At 65.7% G+C, this 17,006-nt stretch carries 19 protein-coding genes; 10 read left to right on the plus strand and 9 right to left on the minus strand.

Going from position 1 to position 17,006, the window contains the following annotated elements:
- Nucleotides 1-32: 32 nt before the first annotated feature.
- Nucleotides 33-1,388: a GTPase HflX gene (gene hflX, locus HLH34_RS14335; RefSeq protein ID WP_183120262.1), complete on the minus strand. Its 1,356-nt coding sequence runs from the start codon at nucleotides 1,386-1,388 to the stop codon at nucleotides 33-35.
- Between the two features lie 226 nt (nucleotides 1,389-1,614).
- Between hflX and HLH34_RS14340 the strand changes: the two genes are divergently transcribed.
- Nucleotides 1,615-2,160, plus strand: a complete 546-nt coding sequence (locus HLH34_RS14340) for a Dps family protein (protein ID WP_183120263.1) — start codon at nucleotides 1,615-1,617, stop codon at nucleotides 2,158-2,160.
- Nucleotides 2,161-2,791: 631 nt separating this feature from the next.
- Here the strand turns inward: HLH34_RS14340 and HLH34_RS14345 are convergent.
- Complete coding sequence (locus tag HLH34_RS14345) at nucleotides 2,792-2,968, minus strand: hypothetical protein (RefSeq protein WP_183120264.1); 177 nt, start codon at nucleotides 2,966-2,968, stop codon at nucleotides 2,792-2,794.
- 104 nt (nucleotides 2,969-3,072) lie between these two features.
- A complete protein-coding gene (locus HLH34_RS14350) occupies nucleotides 3,073-4,506 on the minus strand; it encodes a glycosyltransferase family 87 protein (RefSeq protein WP_264784572.1) in 1,434 nt (477 codons plus the stop codon).
- Between the two features lie 427 nt (nucleotides 4,507-4,933).
- Between HLH34_RS14350 and HLH34_RS14355 the strand changes: the two genes are divergently transcribed.
- The 6 genes from HLH34_RS14355 to HLH34_RS14380 all read left to right on the plus strand — a co-directional run bounded on the left by HLH34_RS14355 (nucleotide 4,934) and on the right by HLH34_RS14380 (nucleotide 9,724).
- Nucleotides 4,934-6,676 carry a hypothetical protein gene (locus HLH34_RS14355; RefSeq protein ID WP_183120265.1) on the plus strand — a complete coding sequence of 581 codons (1,743 nt, stop codon included), beginning with the start codon at nucleotides 4,934-4,936 and terminating at the stop codon, nucleotides 6,674-6,676.
- A gap of 88 nt (nucleotides 6,677-6,764) precedes the next feature.
- Entirely contained in the window at nucleotides 6,765-7,004 is a 240-nt protein-coding gene (locus HLH34_RS14360) for a hypothetical protein (RefSeq protein ID WP_183120266.1), read from the plus strand.
- 282 nt (nucleotides 7,005-7,286) lie between these two features.
- Nucleotides 7,287-7,886: an NAD(P)H:quinone oxidoreductase gene (gene wrbA / locus HLH34_RS14365; RefSeq protein WP_183120267.1), complete on the plus strand. Its 600-nt coding sequence runs from the start codon at nucleotides 7,287-7,289 to the stop codon at nucleotides 7,884-7,886.
- Nucleotides 7,887-7,919: 33 nt separating this feature from the next.
- The gene (locus HLH34_RS14370) at nucleotides 7,920-8,537 is read left to right on the plus strand and encodes a YceI family protein (RefSeq protein WP_183120268.1); all 618 of its coding nucleotides are present in this window, start codon (nucleotides 7,920-7,922) and stop codon (nucleotides 8,535-8,537) included.
- 7 nt (nucleotides 8,538-8,544) lie between these two features.
- Nucleotides 8,545-9,138 carry a cytochrome b gene (locus HLH34_RS14375; protein WP_183120269.1) on the plus strand — a complete coding sequence of 198 codons (594 nt, stop codon included), beginning with the start codon at nucleotides 8,545-8,547 and terminating at the stop codon, nucleotides 9,136-9,138.
- A 13-nt stretch (nucleotides 9,139-9,151) separates the two neighbouring features.
- Nucleotides 9,152-9,724 carry a YceI family protein gene (locus HLH34_RS14380; RefSeq protein ID WP_183120270.1) on the plus strand — a complete coding sequence of 191 codons (573 nt, stop codon included), beginning with the start codon at nucleotides 9,152-9,154 and terminating at the stop codon, nucleotides 9,722-9,724.
- 9 nt (nucleotides 9,725-9,733) lie between these two features.
- Here the strand turns inward: HLH34_RS14380 and HLH34_RS14385 are convergent, their stop codons facing one another.
- Nucleotides 9,734-10,687 carry a LysR family transcriptional regulator gene (locus HLH34_RS14385; RefSeq protein ID WP_183120271.1) on the minus strand — a complete coding sequence of 318 codons (954 nt, stop codon included), beginning with the start codon at nucleotides 10,685-10,687 and terminating at the stop codon, nucleotides 9,734-9,736.
- Nucleotides 10,688-10,791: 104 nt separating this feature from the next.
- Here HLH34_RS14385 and HLH34_RS14390 point away from each other — a divergent pair, with 104 nt between their 5' ends.
- Together HLH34_RS14390 and HLH34_RS14395 are read left to right on the plus strand one after the other, a co-directional pair.
- The gene (locus HLH34_RS14390) at nucleotides 10,792-11,493 is read left to right on the plus strand and encodes a pirin family protein (RefSeq protein ID WP_183120272.1); all 702 of its coding nucleotides are present in this window, start codon (nucleotides 10,792-10,794) and stop codon (nucleotides 11,491-11,493) included.
- Nucleotides 11,494-11,596: 103 nt separating this feature from the next.
- Nucleotides 11,597-11,821, plus strand: a complete 225-nt coding sequence (locus HLH34_RS14395; protein WP_183120273.1) for a hypothetical protein — start codon at nucleotides 11,597-11,599, stop codon at nucleotides 11,819-11,821.
- A 34-nt stretch (nucleotides 11,822-11,855) separates the two neighbouring features.
- Here the strand turns inward: HLH34_RS14395 and HLH34_RS14400 are convergent, their stop codons facing one another.
- Both HLH34_RS14400 and hmpA read right to left on the minus strand, forming a co-directional pair.
- Entirely contained in the window at nucleotides 11,856-12,215 is a 360-nt protein-coding gene (locus HLH34_RS14400) for a DUF488 domain-containing protein (RefSeq protein WP_183120274.1), read from the minus strand.
- Nucleotides 12,212-13,423, minus strand: a complete 1,212-nt coding sequence (hmpA, locus tag HLH34_RS14405; RefSeq protein ID WP_183120275.1) for an NO-inducible flavohemoprotein — start codon at nucleotides 13,421-13,423, stop codon at nucleotides 12,212-12,214. The genes HLH34_RS14400 and hmpA overlap by 4 nt, the downstream gene beginning before the upstream one ends.
- A gap of 78 nt (nucleotides 13,424-13,501) precedes the next feature.
- On the opposite strand from hmpA, the gene HLH34_RS14410 reads away from it, so the two are divergent.
- The gene (locus HLH34_RS14410; protein WP_183120276.1) at nucleotides 13,502-13,963 is read left to right on the plus strand and encodes an Rrf2 family transcriptional regulator; all 462 of its coding nucleotides are present in this window, start codon (nucleotides 13,502-13,504) and stop codon (nucleotides 13,961-13,963) included.
- 10 nt (nucleotides 13,964-13,973) lie between these two features.
- Here HLH34_RS14410 and HLH34_RS14415 read toward each other — a convergent pair whose 3' ends face one another.
- The 3 genes from HLH34_RS14415 to HLH34_RS14425 form a co-directional block, all read right to left on the minus strand.
- Nucleotides 13,974-14,321 (minus strand): acyl-CoA thioesterase, encoded by a 348-nt coding sequence (locus tag HLH34_RS14415; protein WP_183120286.1) that lies wholly within the window; start codon nucleotides 14,319-14,321, stop codon nucleotides 13,974-13,976.
- A 141-nt stretch (nucleotides 14,322-14,462) separates the two neighbouring features.
- Nucleotides 14,463-15,923 (minus strand): AMP nucleosidase, encoded by a 1,461-nt coding sequence (locus tag HLH34_RS14420; RefSeq protein ID WP_183120277.1) that lies wholly within the window; start codon nucleotides 15,921-15,923, stop codon nucleotides 14,463-14,465.
- Nucleotides 15,924-15,952: 29 nt separating this feature from the next.
- Nucleotides 15,953-17,006: energy transducer TonB (locus tag HLH34_RS14425; protein WP_244959979.1), on the minus strand; the 1,054-nt coding region annotated here is incomplete at its 5' end.

Below are 17,006 nucleotides of genomic sequence, written 5' to 3' on the forward strand. Positions count from 1 at the left end.
TTCCTTTTCCATGTCACCGGGTACCCCTGTCGTCACCCCCCGGCAACGGCGCGTTGCAGGCGCGCGATTGCACCGGGCAGGCCGCGTACCTTCAGGATCCGGCCCGTGGCGTCGAAATCCTCGGACAGGACCCGGGTGCTTTCGTAGATGTCGCCCAGCAGCCCTTGCCGGGCGTAAGGCAGCACCAACTCGCCCTCCACCATGGACGCCTCGAAGAATGCGATGATGGTCTCGCGCAGCGCCGCCACATCGGCCGGCGATTTCGAGGACAGCATGATGGCGTCCGGGTGCCTGGCCAGCAGGGCGGCACGCCCCTCGGCATCCACCCGGTCGATCTTGTTGAGGATCAGGCGCGAAGGGACGACATCGGCGCCGATCTCGTGCAGCACCGCGCGGCTGACCTCGAGCTGCGCTTCATAGGTCGGGTCGGACGCATCGACCACGAACAGCAGCAGCGACGCCTCCAGCGCCTCGTCCAGCGTGGATTTGAACGAGGCGACGAGGTCATGCGGCAACTGCTTGATGAACCCCACCGTGTCCGAAATCAGCACGCGCGGCTTCGCGTCCGGCTTCAGCGCGCGCACCGTCGTGTCGAGCGTGGCGAAGAGCTGGTCCGCGACCAGCACTTCGCTGCCGGTGAGTGCCCGCATCAGCGACGATTTTCCGGCGTTCGTGTACCCCACCAGTGCGACGCGAAGCTGGTCGCGGCGTGCGGTCCGGCGCTGCTCGCTGTCGCGCTGGACGTTGGCCAGCTGCTCCTTCAGCTCGGCCAGGCGATCGCGAATGTTGCGGCGATCCAGGTCGAGGTCGCTTTCCCCCGCGCCCACGCCGCGCTTGCGTTCGCTGCCCGACGCGGACTCCCGCAGCCGTGGCGCCACGTATTTCAGGCGTGCCATCTCCACCTGCAGCCTGGCCTCGCGGCTGCGGGCATGGCGATGGAAGATCTCCACGATCACGCCCGTCCGGTCCAGAACCTGCGCGCCGGTGGCGTTCTCGAGATTGCGCGCCTGGCTGGGCGAGATCTCATGATCGACGATGACGAATTCCGGCCGGCGTGCGCCCTCCGGTTCCGGTTCGGGCGCCTCCGGAAGTGTCGCCTCGGCACTCTCGAAGCGCTGGCGTGCCTTCGATTTCTGGGGCGCCGTCCATCCGCCCACGACTCCGGTCCCGCCGGTGATCGCCGCCAGCTCGGCCAGCTTTCCACTGCCCAGCACCGTCAGCCCGCCAATACCGCCGCGCTTTTGCGACACCGACCCCGTGACCTCGTAGCCAAGGGTCTCCACCAGTCGGCCAAGCTCCTTGAGGCTCGCTTCGTGTGCGACGTCGTCAACGCCATCGAGTTGAATGCCGACGAGGATTGCGCGCGGCACAGGCTTCTTTGTTTCCATGCGCGGCAGCCTAGCACGAATGCGCGGAGGCGTGCCGATGGGGTTGCGCGGCTGGTCCGTCGATCCCGCTCTCGCCCCCTTGCGGGACCCCGGCGCGGCAGGCGTTGCGCCGCTCGGGATCGTGCCATGCGGGAACGCGGCTTTCGCCTGTTCGTTGTGAGGCTCAGTCCACGCGATGTGGGCAGAGGGTGTCGCCCGCTACCCGCTTGCAGGCAAGGAGAGCAGCATGACCAACAAGGCAAAGACCACCACGGCGGGCGAGGCGGAGGTGCGGTCGCACCTGGGGACGCCGACGGACCTGAAGCAGGCCGCGGTGCACGACATTGCGGCCGGCATTCGCGCCGTCCTGGCGGATGTCTTCGCGCTGTATATCAAGACGAAGAACTTCCACTGGCACATGAGCGGCCGGCATTTCCGCGACTACCACCTGCTGCTGGACGAGCATGGCGACCAGATCTTCGCGATGACCGATCCGCTGGCCGAGCGGGCGCGCAAGATCGGCGGCACCACCCTGCACTCGGTGGGCGAAATCGCCCGGCTGACGAAGGTGGCCGACAATGACGCGCTGTATGTGACGCCGGAGGACATGCTGTCCGAACTGCGGGAAGACAATCTGGCGCTGACCGCGCGGCTGCGCCAGCTGCACGGGGTATGCGACGAGGGCGGCGACGTCGCCACCGCCAGCCTGATCGAGAACTGGATCGACGAAACCGAACGCCGCACCTGGTTCCTGTTCGAATCCACCCGGACGACCTTCGGCAGCAACAGCTGAACGACCGTGATGACCGCCCGCCGCTTTCGGGGTGTGACGACACGCCGGGGGGCGGCGGCATGAGATCGGGAATGCGGCAAACCTGGCCGTTCCCGGGGGTGGCGATTGCGCCGGAACCTGACAAAGCTGCCCGGCGGGCAACCGCCCGCCAGATCGCGTAATAATATTGCAAGCTTGACCGATTCTACTGTAGGTAGAACGGCAGCGGTTGCCAAAACCGACCGGATGCCCGTCGTTGCTTTTCGATCCCGTCCCCTGGCCGGGCCGGATCATGGAAAATCATGGAGGGGACCGGTGCAACATGATCGAAGCGACTCGGCCGGCATGGACGCGCGTCTTTCAGCATTGGAAAGACGGGTCGAGGGCCTCTGCGCCCGCCTGGACAGGCATCCGCCCGAAGAGGCGCACAGACGCCTGCACCTTGTGGTGCAGATCATCCAGGGCCTGTCGGGCACGCTACGCACCCTGAGGACCAGAACAAAGTCGCCCGGACCAGGCTGACGGCCAGCCTGTCCCCGAAATTCGCGTGCGCATTCGGCATCGGGACCCGGGCGGAGTGCGATCCAACCCTGTCCCGGCCCATCGGCCGGATCGGGGCCGACCGGCCACGCGGGCCGGCCTTGCCCCCTGCCTATTTGGCCTTCGTGGTGCCCGGCTTCACGGTCTGGCCCGTCGCCGGCGGCTCGTGCAGATCCAGCATCCGCTCGGTACCGGACCGGCCCGACGCCTTGGCGTAATGGGCCGCGCCATAATGTGGGGGTTTGTGCCGGCCTGGCGTGTGCTTGTGGGTATGGCCTTTGGATGACATGGCACCCTCCTTGTTCCGCGAACAGATGTGGTGCCGGCATCCGCCCGGCGCAGCGCCCCCCGCTGTCACGATCGCGGCACATCGCCTGTGCCGCGACGGGCCTTTCACATCCGGGCCGTGGCACCCAGCGCATCTTCGGTCTTCCTGGTGCCGATGCCGTTGGGCACGCGCCATTTGGACGGCACAAGCAGGCTGCTGCGAAACAGCGCCAGCAGGAACACGAACGCACCGATCAGCCACGCCGAGGCAAGGGTACGCGTGCAGATGAAGCCGACGCGACCGGCCAGGACGGTGGGATAAGCGGCGGGCAGCGAACAGAGGACCATGCCGCACACCACCATCCTGTCCGTAAGCGGGCCGCCTGGAAGCGGCAGCCGCCCGGTGATGTAGAGGCTCCAGGGCAGCAGCAGAAGCAGGTAGTAATGCGTCCACGAGACCGGGCTGGTGAGGATACAGAACGCGATCAGCAGGGAAAAATCGAATGCATCCGACATATCGGACCTGCCGTCCGCGTATCCGGCGTTTCTGGCCCGCCACCTGAAGCTTGAGAACACGACGAGCGCCAGCAGGGATATCGACATGATCTTGGATACGATGGCCGTGGGGAAGGGCTGGTCGTGCAGGTACCAGTCATAGATATATTTCGACCCCGTCGCCATCCGCAGCAGGAACGCATTGATGGACTGGTTATTGAACGCGCCGATCGTCTGCCGCGAGTATTGGACAATGCACCATTCGTACCACCCGTATGTCATATGCCAACCGAACACGGCCAGGGACGATACGACCGTGACCGCGGCGACCGCGGCGCACGAGGCGGCTGCGCGCCAGTTCCGTCTCCAGAGGAAATAGACGAGGAATATCGAAATCATCGGCTTGATGGTGGCGCAAAACCCGATCAGAAGACCGGTGGAATACATCTTCTTCCGTTGCAGCAGGCCAAGGCTGACAATAAGCAGCAGAAGTATGAAATGCGTCGTATTGCCCATGTCGAGCAGGCTGTACCACAACGGCCCGTTGCATACGAAGGCCAGGGCCAGAATTGTCCTGGTCCTTGCGTCGCAGCCCTTCGACAGGATCAGAAAGGATGCGACGATCGCCAGCATGCCCAGCGTGCAAAACGCAATTTCGGCCCCCACGGGGCCAAGATATGGAAAAGGCGCAAACAGATAGACATCTATTGGAAGATTGACGAACTTCCTGTTCATCATGAACGGAATTAACGCGTCTTTCCCCCGGTGCAGCACGGCATCGACCGCAGCGTAGTAACAATCGCGGAAATCGGCCAAAAACAGAATGGGTTTTACTGTATACAGCGGAACCCATATATTAATAAATATGGATAAAATTGCCAAAAATGAAAGCGCAATAATTATTTGCATGTCACACCTCCTTTTGGAAAGGATACATGTATTTTGTTTGTGATCTTTTTTTTGCGCCGCGTTCGATAATTTTTCGTATGTAGATATGAAATATGAAACGTTAATATTTACAGTGCCGTGGAATATTTCTGACGGATCGCGATATCCTGCGTCCACGATTGCCTCGACTGGCCTCCTGAAACCACGTTCATCGGGGTCGGATGTTTCCCGTGAAACGGTCCATCCCCGTCCGTGGCATTCCTATCCTGCCGCATCACAGGGCAGGGGGGTCATACCACGCCATGATCCGATCAGCAGAATGCACCCTCGCGCGGCGCATCAGGCCGCTATCGGACATATAATGGGTGTCAATGCCGATAAGCCCCACCGGTTTCCAATCGCGCAAGATATTACGGCGAAACGACTCGTTTCATCCTCCTGCGGGGCGCCCCGCAGGCGTTTTGTCGGCGCACATGAAACTTTTTTCATCGCGACATGTTCGTTCCCCGGTCATCCAGACGAGGGCAGCCATGCGCAGGGAAACGAGCGTTGTGAAAGCCTGTCCCCCGAGTCCCGAATCCACTCTTTGGATCGCGAAACTGACATGACCGAGTCCCTGCGGATGCCGCGTATGGGCATGGCGCGTACGCACCATGTTGCGAACTGGCGCACGGGTTTCGCGCTTGTCTCGTTCGGTGCGCTGTTTTCCCTGATCCTGTCCGGCTATTCCGCCGGCGAGGAGAATAATTTCTATCAGTTGCCGATCCTCGGCGGTCTTTATCACGAGCCGCAATTTTCCAACGATCCGTTCATCCAGAGCCTGCGGTTCTATGCGTCCGGCTTCTGGCAGCTTCTGTCCGGCCGGATGGATGGTCCCGAAATCTACGTGCTCCTGTTCGTGTTCCAGCTTCTGTCGCGGATGATCCTGTTTGCCGGCATGCTGTCATGGGCCAGCCTGCTGGGGATCGAGAGCGACAGGGAGCGACTGGCGTTCATCGCGCTTGTCGCGCTGTCGTCCACCCTCAACGGATTTTCGAACGCGGGCGTCGGCGGCCTGCTGATCACCAGCTTCACGCATTCCGAGGTCGCGAACGGGACCACCCTGCTGGCGCTTGCCTGGGCCGCGCGTGGCAGGGTGACCACCGCCTTCGCCATGAACGGCGTGACGTTCTTCCTCAACGCCTTCGTCGCCGTCTGGACGGCGGTCCCACTGGGCCTGATCATCCTGGCGCAGTGGTGGCAGGGCAGGTGGACGTGGCGTGGGTTGCTGGTACGGGCGCTCGCGGGCCTGGCCATTTTTGCGATTCTGGCCGAGCCTGTGGTGCGCGATGTCGAAGCCGATCCGTATACCAAGGTCGCGCCCGGATTCGATTATGTCGCGTTTCTAGAGTCGTTCTTTCCGTATCATTTTCTGATATGGAGCGACCCTTTGCGGGAAATCGGGCTGCTCGCGGTCGTTTTCTGCTGCGGGATGCTGGCCGTGCAGATGTTGCGGGCGCCCGACGCGTTTCTGGCGCCGGCGCTCGGCGGCGCGGCCGTGGTCTGGGTCGCGGGTGTCGTGCTGCCTTATATCACGCACGCCCGCGTGCTGCTGGACCTGCACCTGCTGCGTTCGGGCAGCACGATCCACCTGCTGGCCGCGATCGCGATCGCGGCCCTGGCGACCCGCTGGTGTTTTTCCCGCAATGGGTCCGATCGTTCCGTGTGGGCGCCGTCCCTGATCATGCTGTCCTGCACGTTCAGTATCGCGATGCCCCTGGCCCTGTTGCTGCTGCTGTCGCGGCGGCTGTGGCCGGCCACGACCGCGCGATGGTGCAATGCCGCGCCGTGGCTGGCCTATGCAGGCCCGGCTCTTCTGTTGATGGTGGCTCTGTTCAATGGGGCGCGCATCTACCATGCCGCGAAATGGAGCCGGACCGTCGCCGAGTGGCGAGGCGACTGGCAGGCCCTGGGATCGTGGGCCCGGACCCACACCCCGGTGCAGAGCGTGTTCCTCGTCCCGGCCGGCACGACGCGGGGGACGGTGCTGTTTGCCCCGAACGACGGCGTGCAGAACGCGCTTGCCGAAGGGGGCTCGGTCTTCGCCTATTTTTCGCATCGGCAGGCATGGGTGTTCTCGCCTTATGGGGCGGCGGTGATGTGGGCCCCCGCGTATTACGCGACGTGGCGAACCCGGTTGACCGAGGTGAAGGCCCTGAAGACGCTGCCTGAACGCCTGCGCTATGCCGCCGGACAGGGCATCGGCTATGTCGTCGACGGCTGCGCCCAGCCCGATCCGCACCCGGCATCGGCCGCCCGGTTCGGACGGCTGTGCGTCTTCGCGGTGCCCCGGAACGCCGCAGGCTGAAACGCCGGGGCCACTATTTTCGTCGCGGCCTCTTTCTTTTTTGCGGCCATGCTCCATACGTCCACGGTCCATAAGCAAGGGGGACGCTATGTGTGACGAAGGCGAGGCGATCGTCGGCTATCTCGTGGTGCGGGAATGCGGCGACGATGAGGTCGAGTTCTGGGATCCGGAAAACGAGTGGAGCGACGATCCGGACGAAGGCAAGCTGTATGAGACCGAGGACGAGGCGGAGCAGGCCGCCCGGGATCTTCGGGCCGGAGACACCGCCACGATAACGGTCGAGCCGGTTTTCGAAGACGACGAGGAAGATGAGGACGACGCGTCGTAACGCGCGTCATCCGCGGCGCTTCCCGTGACGGCGAGGCCGGACGGGAAGCGCCGTTTCAGGGCACTGCCCTGAACCGCCCCAAAGGGCATCGCCCTTTGGAAACCCGGTCGTCGGGGCAAAGTCCCGAATGCCCCCAAAATTGCCAGAGCCCGCTCGGGGTAAAAATTTGGCAACGGTTTGTTTCTTTCATTGTCGTTTTCGGGCCTTCGGTGCTCGGCTACCACTTGTTCTGTCAGCAGCTGGCGCACGTCGCCCGCCGCTGTTGCAGAACAGGATAGAGAAATGACCAAGGTTCTGGTTCTTTATTACTCCACCTACGGCCATATCGAGACGATGGCCGAAGCCGTGGCGGAAGGCGCCCGCGCCGCCGGCGCGCAGGCCGACGTCAAGCGCGTGCCCGAGACGGTGCCGGAAGACGTCGCCCGGGCGAATCATTTCAAGCTGGACCAGAGCGCACCGGTCGCGACCCCGGCCGACCTCGAAGCCTATGACGCGATCATCGTCGGTACGCCGACCCGCTTCGGCCGCATGGCGTCGCAGATGGCCAGCTTCTGGGACCAGACGGGCGGGCTGTGGTTCAAGGGCGCGCTGGTCGGCAAGGTGGGGGCGGCCTTCACCTCGACGGCGGTGCAGCATGGCGGGCAGGAAACGACCCTGTTCTCGGTCATCACCAACCTGCTGCATCACGGCCTGGTCATCAGCGGCCTGCCCTACAGCTTCCAGGGCCAGATGCGCCTCGACGAAATCACCGGCGGCGCGCCCTACGGCGCCACGACGATCGCGGCCGGCGACGGATCGCGCGCAGTCAGCACCAACGAACTGGATGGCGCGCGCTTTCTCGGCCAGCACGTGGCGCAGATCGCGTCCAAGCTGTCCGACTGAATTCCTCAAGATATTCCACAAGGATTACCGAACATGACACGCACCCTTGCGACCACCGCCACCGTGGCCGCCATTCTCGTCGCCATCGCCGGCCAGCCGGCGTCGGCGCAGACCACCGCCGCGCCCGCCGACGTGCAGGGCGGCACCTATCAGGTCGAACCTGGCCACACGCAGGTCGGCTTCTCGCTGCTGCATTTCGGCTTCACCAACTATTCGGGCGTGTTCTCCAACGTGTCCGGCACGCTGACGCTGGACCCGAAGACCCCCTCGGCGTCGACGCTGAACGTCATCATCCCCATCGCCTCGGTGCAGACCACCAGCGCGAAGCTGGATGAGGAACTCAAGGGCGCGCAGTGGTTCGATGCCGCGCAGTTCGCCAATGCGACCTTCACCTCGACCAAGGTGACGGTCACCGGCAAGGGCCGCGCCACCGTGTCCGGCACCCTGTCGCTGCACGGCGTCACCCGGCCCGAGACGCTGCAGGTGCGCTTCATCGGCGCGGGCGTGAACCCGCTGGACAAGAAATACACCGTGGGCTTCGAGGCGACCGGCACCATCAAACGCAGCGATTTCGGCGTGAAGATGTATGTCCCGTATGTCGGCGACGCGGTCGAGCTGCGCATCGCGGGCGCCTTCGAGCGTCAGGACTGAGTGCGTCATGCCGGCCAATCCCGACAAGGCCGGCACGACCGGCCGCTACGATCCGGTCGCGATCACCCTGCATTGGGTGATCGCCGCCGGAATCCTGACCCTGATCGGCATGGGCCTGGTCATGGACCATCTGTCCCTGCCGCCGATGCGGCTGTTCCAGCTTTACCAGCTGCATAAATCGATCGGCATCACCGTGATGCTGGCCGTCGTGCTGCGCATCGGCTGGCGGCTGTTCCACAAGGCGCCCGCCCTGCCTGCCGCGATGCCCGAAATCGAACGCCAGGCCGCGCACGGCACGCATGGGCTGCTGTACGGCTTGCAGATCCTGTTGCCGCTCAGCGGCTGGGCGCTGGTTTCGGCGTCGGTGTTCAATATCCCGACCGTTCTCTACGGCATCCTGCCGTGGCCGCATCTGCCGGTCCTGGCCACCCTGCACGACAAGGCGCCGGTCGAAGCTATCCTGAAAACGCTGCATCACTGGAGCGCATGGGTGCTGACGGCGGTCATCGCGCTGCATGTCGCCGCAGCCCTGCGCCATCATTTCATCCTGAAGGACGGCGTGCTGCGCCAGATGCTGCCCGGCCGCCGCCCCATAGCCTGACAGGGTTTTTCCAATGTCCACTCCCACATATCTGAAGGCCGCCCTGCTGGGCGCGGCCCTGCTCGGCCCCAGCGTTCCGGCCCTGGCCGCCGACTGGACGATCGATCCGGCCCACAGCACGCTCGGCTTCAGCGGCACGCAGACCGGTGCGAAATTCACCGGTCATTTCAAGAATTTCGGCGGCACCATCCGCTTCGATCCCGCCCATCCGGACGCCGGCCACGCGCTGGTTGCGATCGACATCGCCAGCGCCGCCACCGGCGACGCGCAGCGCGACGAGGCCATGCCCGGCGCCGACTGGTTCGATGCCGCAAAATTCCCGAAAGCGACCTTCGAGGCCAACGGGTTCCAGCCCAGGGGCGGCAACACCTACGAAGCCCACGGGATGCTGACGATCCGGGGCATCAGTCATCCGGAAACACTGCCCTTCACGCTCGACATCACGGGCAATGTCGCCCATGCCAAGGGGCATCTCGACCTGATCCGCTCCAGTTTCGGCGTAGGGCAGGGGCCATGGGCCAGCGGCCAGTGGGTGGCGCTTGAAGCGGGCGTCGATATCGACATCACCGCGCATGCGGCGCCGTAACAGCCCCCTTCACACCTGCGGGATGCCGACGTCGGCGGCATCCCCTGGCTGGGCGCGGGCCCAGGGCGCCGTCGCGAAACATCCGGCCAGATAATCAAGCAGGACGGACACGCGCGCGGGCCGCAATTGCCCGGGCGGCGTCACCAGATGCAGGGCGATCGGGGAAATGCTCCACTCCGGCAGCACTTCCTCCAGCCGCCCGGCCGCGAGTTCGCGCCAGATCATGAATTCGGGAAACACCGACAGGCCCAGCCCGGCCAGCAGGGCGGGCACGAAGGCCTCGGAATTGTTGGCCCGCAGGCGCGCGGGCGGCGTCACCACATAGGTGCCGTCCGTCGCGTGATGCAGGCGCAATTGCCCCGGCACGGCGACATTCGTGTAGATAAAGCCCGGATGATGTTCCAGGTCGCGCGGATGCAGGGGGCGCCCGTGCGCCTCCAGATAGGACGGGGCCGCCACAAGCGGGCGCCGTACTGCGCACAGCCTGCGCGCGCGCAGCGATGAATCGGTCAGCGACGCGATCCGCAGCGCCACGTCATAGCCCCCGCCCACCAGGTCGATCACCTCGTCGCTGAAATCGATCGCCACCTCGACTTCGGGATAACGCGCCAGAAATTCCGGCAGGACCGGCGCCAGATGCATGACGCCGAAGGACATCGGCGCCGCAATCCGCACCAGCCCGCGCGGCCGCACCGTCCCGTCCTGCGCTTCGGCCTCCACCATCTCCCCTTCGGCGAGGATGCGGTTCGCGCGGTCGATCGCCGCCCGCCCCGCTTCCGTCAGGCCAAGCTGGCGCGAAGTGCGGCTGAGCAGCGACGTGCCCATCCGCTGTTCCAGGCGCGTGATGGCCTTGGACACCGTGGGCTTGGAGAGCTGAAGCGCCTCCGCGGCCCCCGCGAAGGAGCGTACTTCCACCACCTTGGCGAAGATCGCCCAGGCTTCGAGGTCAGGCAGTCTCGCCATGTCATTCCCAGAACTGATGTGTTTCCGTCATTTCCATTTTAAGACGCTTAGCAGCGTTCTATCTCTTGTTTCGGAAAAGGCCAAGAGTGGCCGGGAGGCATCACATGATAGACGTCAGATCCTTTGCAAGCCTGGGCGGGGCCGATCACGGCTGGCTGAAGGCGAAACATCATTTCTCGTTCGCGGATTATCACGATCCCGAGCGGGTCCACTGGGGCGCCCTGCGGGTGTGGAACGACGACACCATCGCGCCGAACACCGGCTTTCCCCCGCATCCGCACCGCGACATGGAAATCATCACCTATGTCCGGAAGGGCGCGATCACGCATCAGGACAACCTGGGCAACAAGGGCCGTACGGAAGCGGGCGACGTGCAGGTCATGTCCGCGGGCAGCGGCATCACGCACAGCGAATACAACCGCGAACCCGGTGCGACCGAGATCTTCCAGATCTGGATCATCCCGACCGAGCGTGGCCGCGGGCCAAGCTGGGGCGCGCGTCCGTTCCCCAAGGAAAACCGGGCCGGACATTTCGTCACGCTGGCGTCCGGCTATGAAAGCGACGCCGACGCGCTGCCCATCCGCACCGACGCGCGCGTCCTGGGGGCGACGCTGAAGGCCGGGCAGACGGCGGAATATGCACTGGGCACCGAACGCCACGCCTACCTCGTGCCGTCCACCGGCGTGGTCGAGATCGAAGGCGTGCGGGTGAACACCCGCGATGGCGCGGCCGTCACCGGCACCGAAACGCTGCGCGTCACCGCCCTGGAAGACGCTGAAATCGTCCTCGTCGACGCCGCCGCGTGAACCGGCGGCGGCAGGCACCCCGATCCGTCGCGACATGCCCCGGCATGGCGGATCGGGGTGCCCTGCCCGGCGGGCCATTCAACCAAAGCTGGAAGATCGGACAATGTACAAGTTCGAAGCATCCGCCGGGACCGTTCTGTTCTCCGCCGGGCGGCATGCGCTCACCCTTCTGTTCCTGGTCATGGGCTGGGGGAAACCGGGCGATTGCGCGGCGCTCTGCGATTACGTGACCCGCCTGGCAGGTGTGGCCGCCCTGCTGGAGACGCTGCCCGCGCACTGGCGCCTGCGTGACGCCTTCCACGACCCGAATGGCCCCGAACATCCCTGAACACGCTTCATGATCCGCTCATGCCATGCGCGCCCTACAGCCCGCGCAGGTAGGCCGCCAGAACAACGGCCTCGTTATGCTGTGTGTCCCGCGCCGCATAGAGCAGGGTAACAGGCCCCTGCCTGGCGAGCGTCATGACCTGGCCCACCGCCGATGCATTGGCATCCAGTTCGGCACGGTAGCGTTGCTGGAAGTCGTTCCATTTTGCCGGGTCGTGACCAAACCATTTGCGTAATTCGCCGGATGGCGCGACATCTTTCAGCCACAGCGTCAGATGCGCACGGTCCTTGCCGACGCCGCGCGGCCACAGGCGGTCGACCAGGACGCGCGCGCCGTCGCCGGCCTCAGGCGGGTCATAGATGCGCCTGACCCGTATGGTGAGGGGCCGCGTCATGTCACCAGAATCTCCTTGTCCGCCGAACCAAAGAATTCATAACGGACCTGCTCTTTCGCCAGACCGGCCTCCTTCAGCACGGCCACCATGTCGCGCATGAAATCGTCCGGACCGCAGATGTAATAGGTGGCATTCCCGTCGATCTGGGTTTTCAGCCATGCGGGCGTAATCCGTCCGGCATGGCAGGTCAGGGCTGCCGCCGGCTCGTCCTCGGCGGGCGCCTGCCGGCTGTAAAAGACATCGCCGCGAACCCGCCCCGGCGCCGACAGGGTGCGGATATAGGCGCCAAAGGCTTCGGTCCGCGCGGAGCGGGTGCCATGGATATAGCGGATGGGGGTCGGCTGCTCTGCCGTGGTCAGGGCGCCCAGCATGGAGATCATGGGCGTCAGCCCAACCCCCGCGCTCAGCAGCACGACGGAGGTCGGCGTGGGGTCGGCCAGCGTAAAATCGCCTGCCGGGGCGGACACCAGCAGGCTGGTGCCGTCCTGCATGCTGTCATGCAGCCATTCCGATACGACTCCGCCGCGGACGCGCCGGACACTGATGCGGTAGGCGTCCGCCCCCGGAGCCGAGGAAATGCTGTAATTGCGGCGCTGGGGGCCGTGGCCAGGTATATCCAGCCGGAAGCTCAGATACTGGCCCGGCTGGTGGCGCATGATCGGCTTGCCGTCGGCCGGGATCAGTTCAAAGGACGTGACGGTTTCGCTTTCCCGCGTGCGTCCCCGCACGGTAAAGGCGCGCCATCCTGTCCAACCGCCGGGTGCCGTGGCGTGGGCGGCATAAATCTGCCCTTCCCGCCCGATCAGGATGTCGGCCAGAAACCAGTAGGCCTTTCCCCATGCGTCCATGATCTCGGGCGTGGCGGCCTCTCCAAGGACATGTGCGATGGCCCCCAGCAGGGCGTCCGCCACATGCGGATAATGTTCCGGCAGAATATTCAGGCCGACATGCTTTTCGGCAATCCGCTCGACCATGCCGCCTAACGCGCCGAGGTTATCGATGTTGCGCGCATAGGCCAGTACGGCCAGCGCCAGGGCCTTTGGCTGTGCGCCGTCGGCCTGGTGCGACATGTTGAACAGGTCGCGGATCTCCGGGTTGACCAGAAGACGCCGGTACATTTCGGCCGTGATGGCCAATCCGTGCGCTTCCAGCGCGGGCACGCAGGCCTTGAGGATGGAGCGGGTCTTGTCGTCCAGAGGAGAAGCCATCGTTAACCTATAAGGTGTAAATTATGCACATCTTTTATCCCGCTGGAAAAAGATGTCAATTCCACATATCTTTTTGACATGCGGCTGACCTTGCATACCGACTATGCCCTGAGGACACTGATCTACCTGGGCCTTCACACCGATCGCCTGGCTTCGATCCGCGAGATCGCGCAGGTTTACGGGATCTCGGAAAACCATCTGGTCAAGATCATTCACCGCCTTGGCCTTGGCGGCTTTATCGAAACGCTGCGTGGGCGGAACGGGGGGCTGCGGCTGGCGCGTCCGGCGGCCGAAATCCGTATCGGGGATGTGGTCCGCTATACGGAAGAAGACATGGGGCTGGTCGCCTGCATGCAGGCGGACGAGACGTCTGCCGGCCGGACATGCGTGCTGGCCGACGCCTGCCGGCTGCGGGGCGTACTGGCCGAGGCGCTGGGGTCTTTCATGACCGTGCTGGACCGTTACACGCTGGCGGACATGATGACCGAAAACGAGCGGTCACGCCTGGTCCCGCGCCCCGGGGTGGCCGGGGACCCCTGAAGGCGCGCCGTCAGACGGGGTCGGATTCCGGCGGCAGGGCGCGGGGGCGGCGGTCGTCGTCGATCGCGACGAAGGTGAAGACGCCTTCGGTCACCTTGGTGGTGTCGTGCGAATGCCGGGCGCGGCGCCAGGTCTCCACACGGATCGACATCGACGTCCGGCCGGTGCGGACGATGGTGGTATAAAGGCTGACCTCGTCGCCGATCAGCACCGGCTGGTGCAGGACCACCTTGTCGATGGCCACCGTCACGCAGCGCCCGCGCGCGCGCAGCGCCGCCGCCGTGCCGGCCGCCAGATCCATCTGCGACATCAGCCAGCCGCCGAAGATGTCCCCCGCCGCATTGGCGTCGGCGGGCATCGCCACCACGCGGATCGTGGGCGGGATCGTCGGGCGGGTCGCGGCGGGCGTTTCCGGGGGGGTGGCCAGGGCCGTCGGGGTGGCTGTCACGCGAAAAATTCCTTGCAGGGCGGAAAGGCCTGGGCGGGCCGATGCGGTGGATCAGCGGAAAGCCGGTTCGTCAAACCCGCGTAGCTTGCGCGAATGCAGCCGGTCCACCCCCTGCGCGCGCAGCAGGCGCATGGTCTCGACCCCGACGGTCAGGTGCTGCGCGATGCGTTCGCGGTAGAAGGCGTTCGCCATGCCGCGCAGTTTCAGTTCGCCATGCAAGGGTTTGTCGGACACGCACAGCAGCGTGCCGTACGGCACCCGGAAGCGGAAACCGTTGGCGGCGATCGTCGCGGATTCCATGTCCACGGCAATGGATCGCGACATGTTGATCTGGGTGAACAGTTCGTTCAGCCGCAATTCCCAGTTCCGGTTGTCCGTCGTCATGACGGTGCCGGTGCGCAGGCGGGTCTTCAGTTCCGAATCGCGCAGGCCGGTCACGCGGGCCGTCACCTCCTGCAACGCCACCTGCACCTCGGCGATGGGCGGCACCGGCACCCAGGGGGGCAGGTCGTCGTCCAGCACATGGTCGTCGCGGACATAGCCGTGGGCCAGCACGTAGTCGCCCAGCCGCTGCGTCCGGCGCAGCCCGGCGCAATGCCCGACCATCAGCCAGCAATGCGGGCGCAGCACCGCCAGATGGTCGGTGATCGTCTTGGCGTTGGCCGGGCCGACGCCGATATTGACCAGCGTGATGCCGTCGCCGTCCGGCCGGCACAGATGGTAGGCCGGCATCTGCGGCAGGCTGCCGGCATGGGGGGGCGCCGGCGGGTCGTGCCGGCGGTGCACCTGGTCCCCCGGTTCGACGAACCGGTCGTACTCGCCGCCCAGGTCAACCTGCGCCCGGCCGTATTCGCGGAAGGCGTCGACATAGCGCTGGTAGTTGGTCAGCAGGATGAAGCGCTGGACATGGCGGGGGGACGTGCCGGTGTAGTGATGCAGCCGGGCCAGCGAATAATCGGTCCGTTCCGCCGTGAACAGGGCCAGGGGCCGGGGCGCGTCCGGCTGGGGCACGAAGGCGCAGTTGGCGATGGAATCGTCGGTGGCGCGCAGGTCGGGCAGCGCGAAATGCTGCTGCAATGTCCGCAGATCGTCCTCGGTGATCGCGGTGACGGCTTCCTCCATCACGTAGGGCAGCGGAATCGGCCGCCGCGACCGGCCCACCAGGACGGGCTGGCGGTAATGGCGCAGCAGGATGTCGATCTGTTCGTGCCAGTAATCGTGGAACAGTTCGGGCCGGGTCAGCGTCGTGCCGTAGAAGCCGGGTTCCAGCACCACGTCGAACGGCGGGCGGGCTTCCTCGGGCGGGGGGGAACGGTCCACCGGGAAGGCCAGGTAGGGATAGGTCGGCGCGGTGCCGGCACCGGCATGCCGCCGGTCGGCGAAGGCCGCGCGCAGTTCGCGCACCCCGGACTCATAGATCTCCGCAATCCGGCGCACGGCGTCGCCGGCGTCGGTGAAGGCCGTGAAATCCGTGCCGACGCGATCGCGGATCGCCGTCATGTCCTCGGCCATGCCTGTCTTCTCCCTCCGGCCCCGATCCTTCAACGATGGAGCAGGATGTAGTTGATCGTCAGGTCGATATCGAAATGGTTGCCGACCATGTCCGGCGGAACCGGCGGAAGCTCCGCCCCGTGGAACATGCCCGTCGTGGCGGCGTCCAGATAGTACGATCCGGACTGCCCGGTCAGGCGCACCGCTTTCACCCGCCCGCTGCGGTCCAGCACGACATGGACGGACGATGCACCGTCTTCGCCGGCGCGGGCGGCCTCCTCGGGGTAGTACATGTGGCTGCGGATCCAGCGGTCGATCTCCTCGCCGTAATCCTCGCTGACGCCCTTGATCTGGGTCTGGGTCGAATAGGGGACGTTCAACTGCCCGTTGCGCACCGTCGGGCCGACCGACAGGTCGATCGGGCTGCCGGACCCGCCGGCCCGGCCGCGCCGCTGCCGCTGCGGGCCGGGAGACGGGGCGAAGGACAGGTCCATCGGCGAATCGAAGGGCGACGGCTGGTGCCGGGGCGCGTGCGGCCGCGCCGGGTGCGTGGTGTGGGGCGTCGGGCGGGGCGAGGCCTGGCTCGCCTGGCCGGGGCTCTGCGGCGCCGCGTTGGGCGGCGCGGTCGAGGGCTGGTCGGGCAGCGTCTGGTCCGAGGGCGTGCGCGGCAGCGGCGGCGCGGCCGGCGTCTGGGGCGTCGGCACCGTCGGCGAGGGTGCCGAATCGCTGGGCTGGGGCTGGTCGGGCTGCGGGACATCCGGCGTAGGCTTGCTGGGCCGCGCGCTGGAGCCGCCCGCCTGGTCGGGCGAATTGCGGCCTTGCAGGCCGCTCGAGGCCGGCGGGGCGAACATCATCTCGACCGACGGGTTTTCGGGCGACGACGGCGTGCCGGCATGGTGCCGTGCGCTTTGCAGCATCACCGCCAGCAGGATCAGGTGCAACGCCACCGACACCAGCAGGACGGTGGTCACCCCCGGTTCCTCCATCGTGTCGGGCCGGACCATCGGCGCGCCGGGCCGGCGCACGCCGCGATAGCCCTGCGGCCGCGCCACCGGGGCCGGGCGCAGGCCCTCGCGCCCGTCCGGCCGTGCCGGCGGGGCGGGG

Origin of the sequence: Gluconacetobacter azotocaptans, from assembly GCF_014174355.1 — a bacterium.
In the GTDB taxonomy this organism is placed as follows: domain Bacteria; phylum Pseudomonadota; class Alphaproteobacteria; order Acetobacterales; family Acetobacteraceae; genus Gluconacetobacter; species Gluconacetobacter azotocaptans.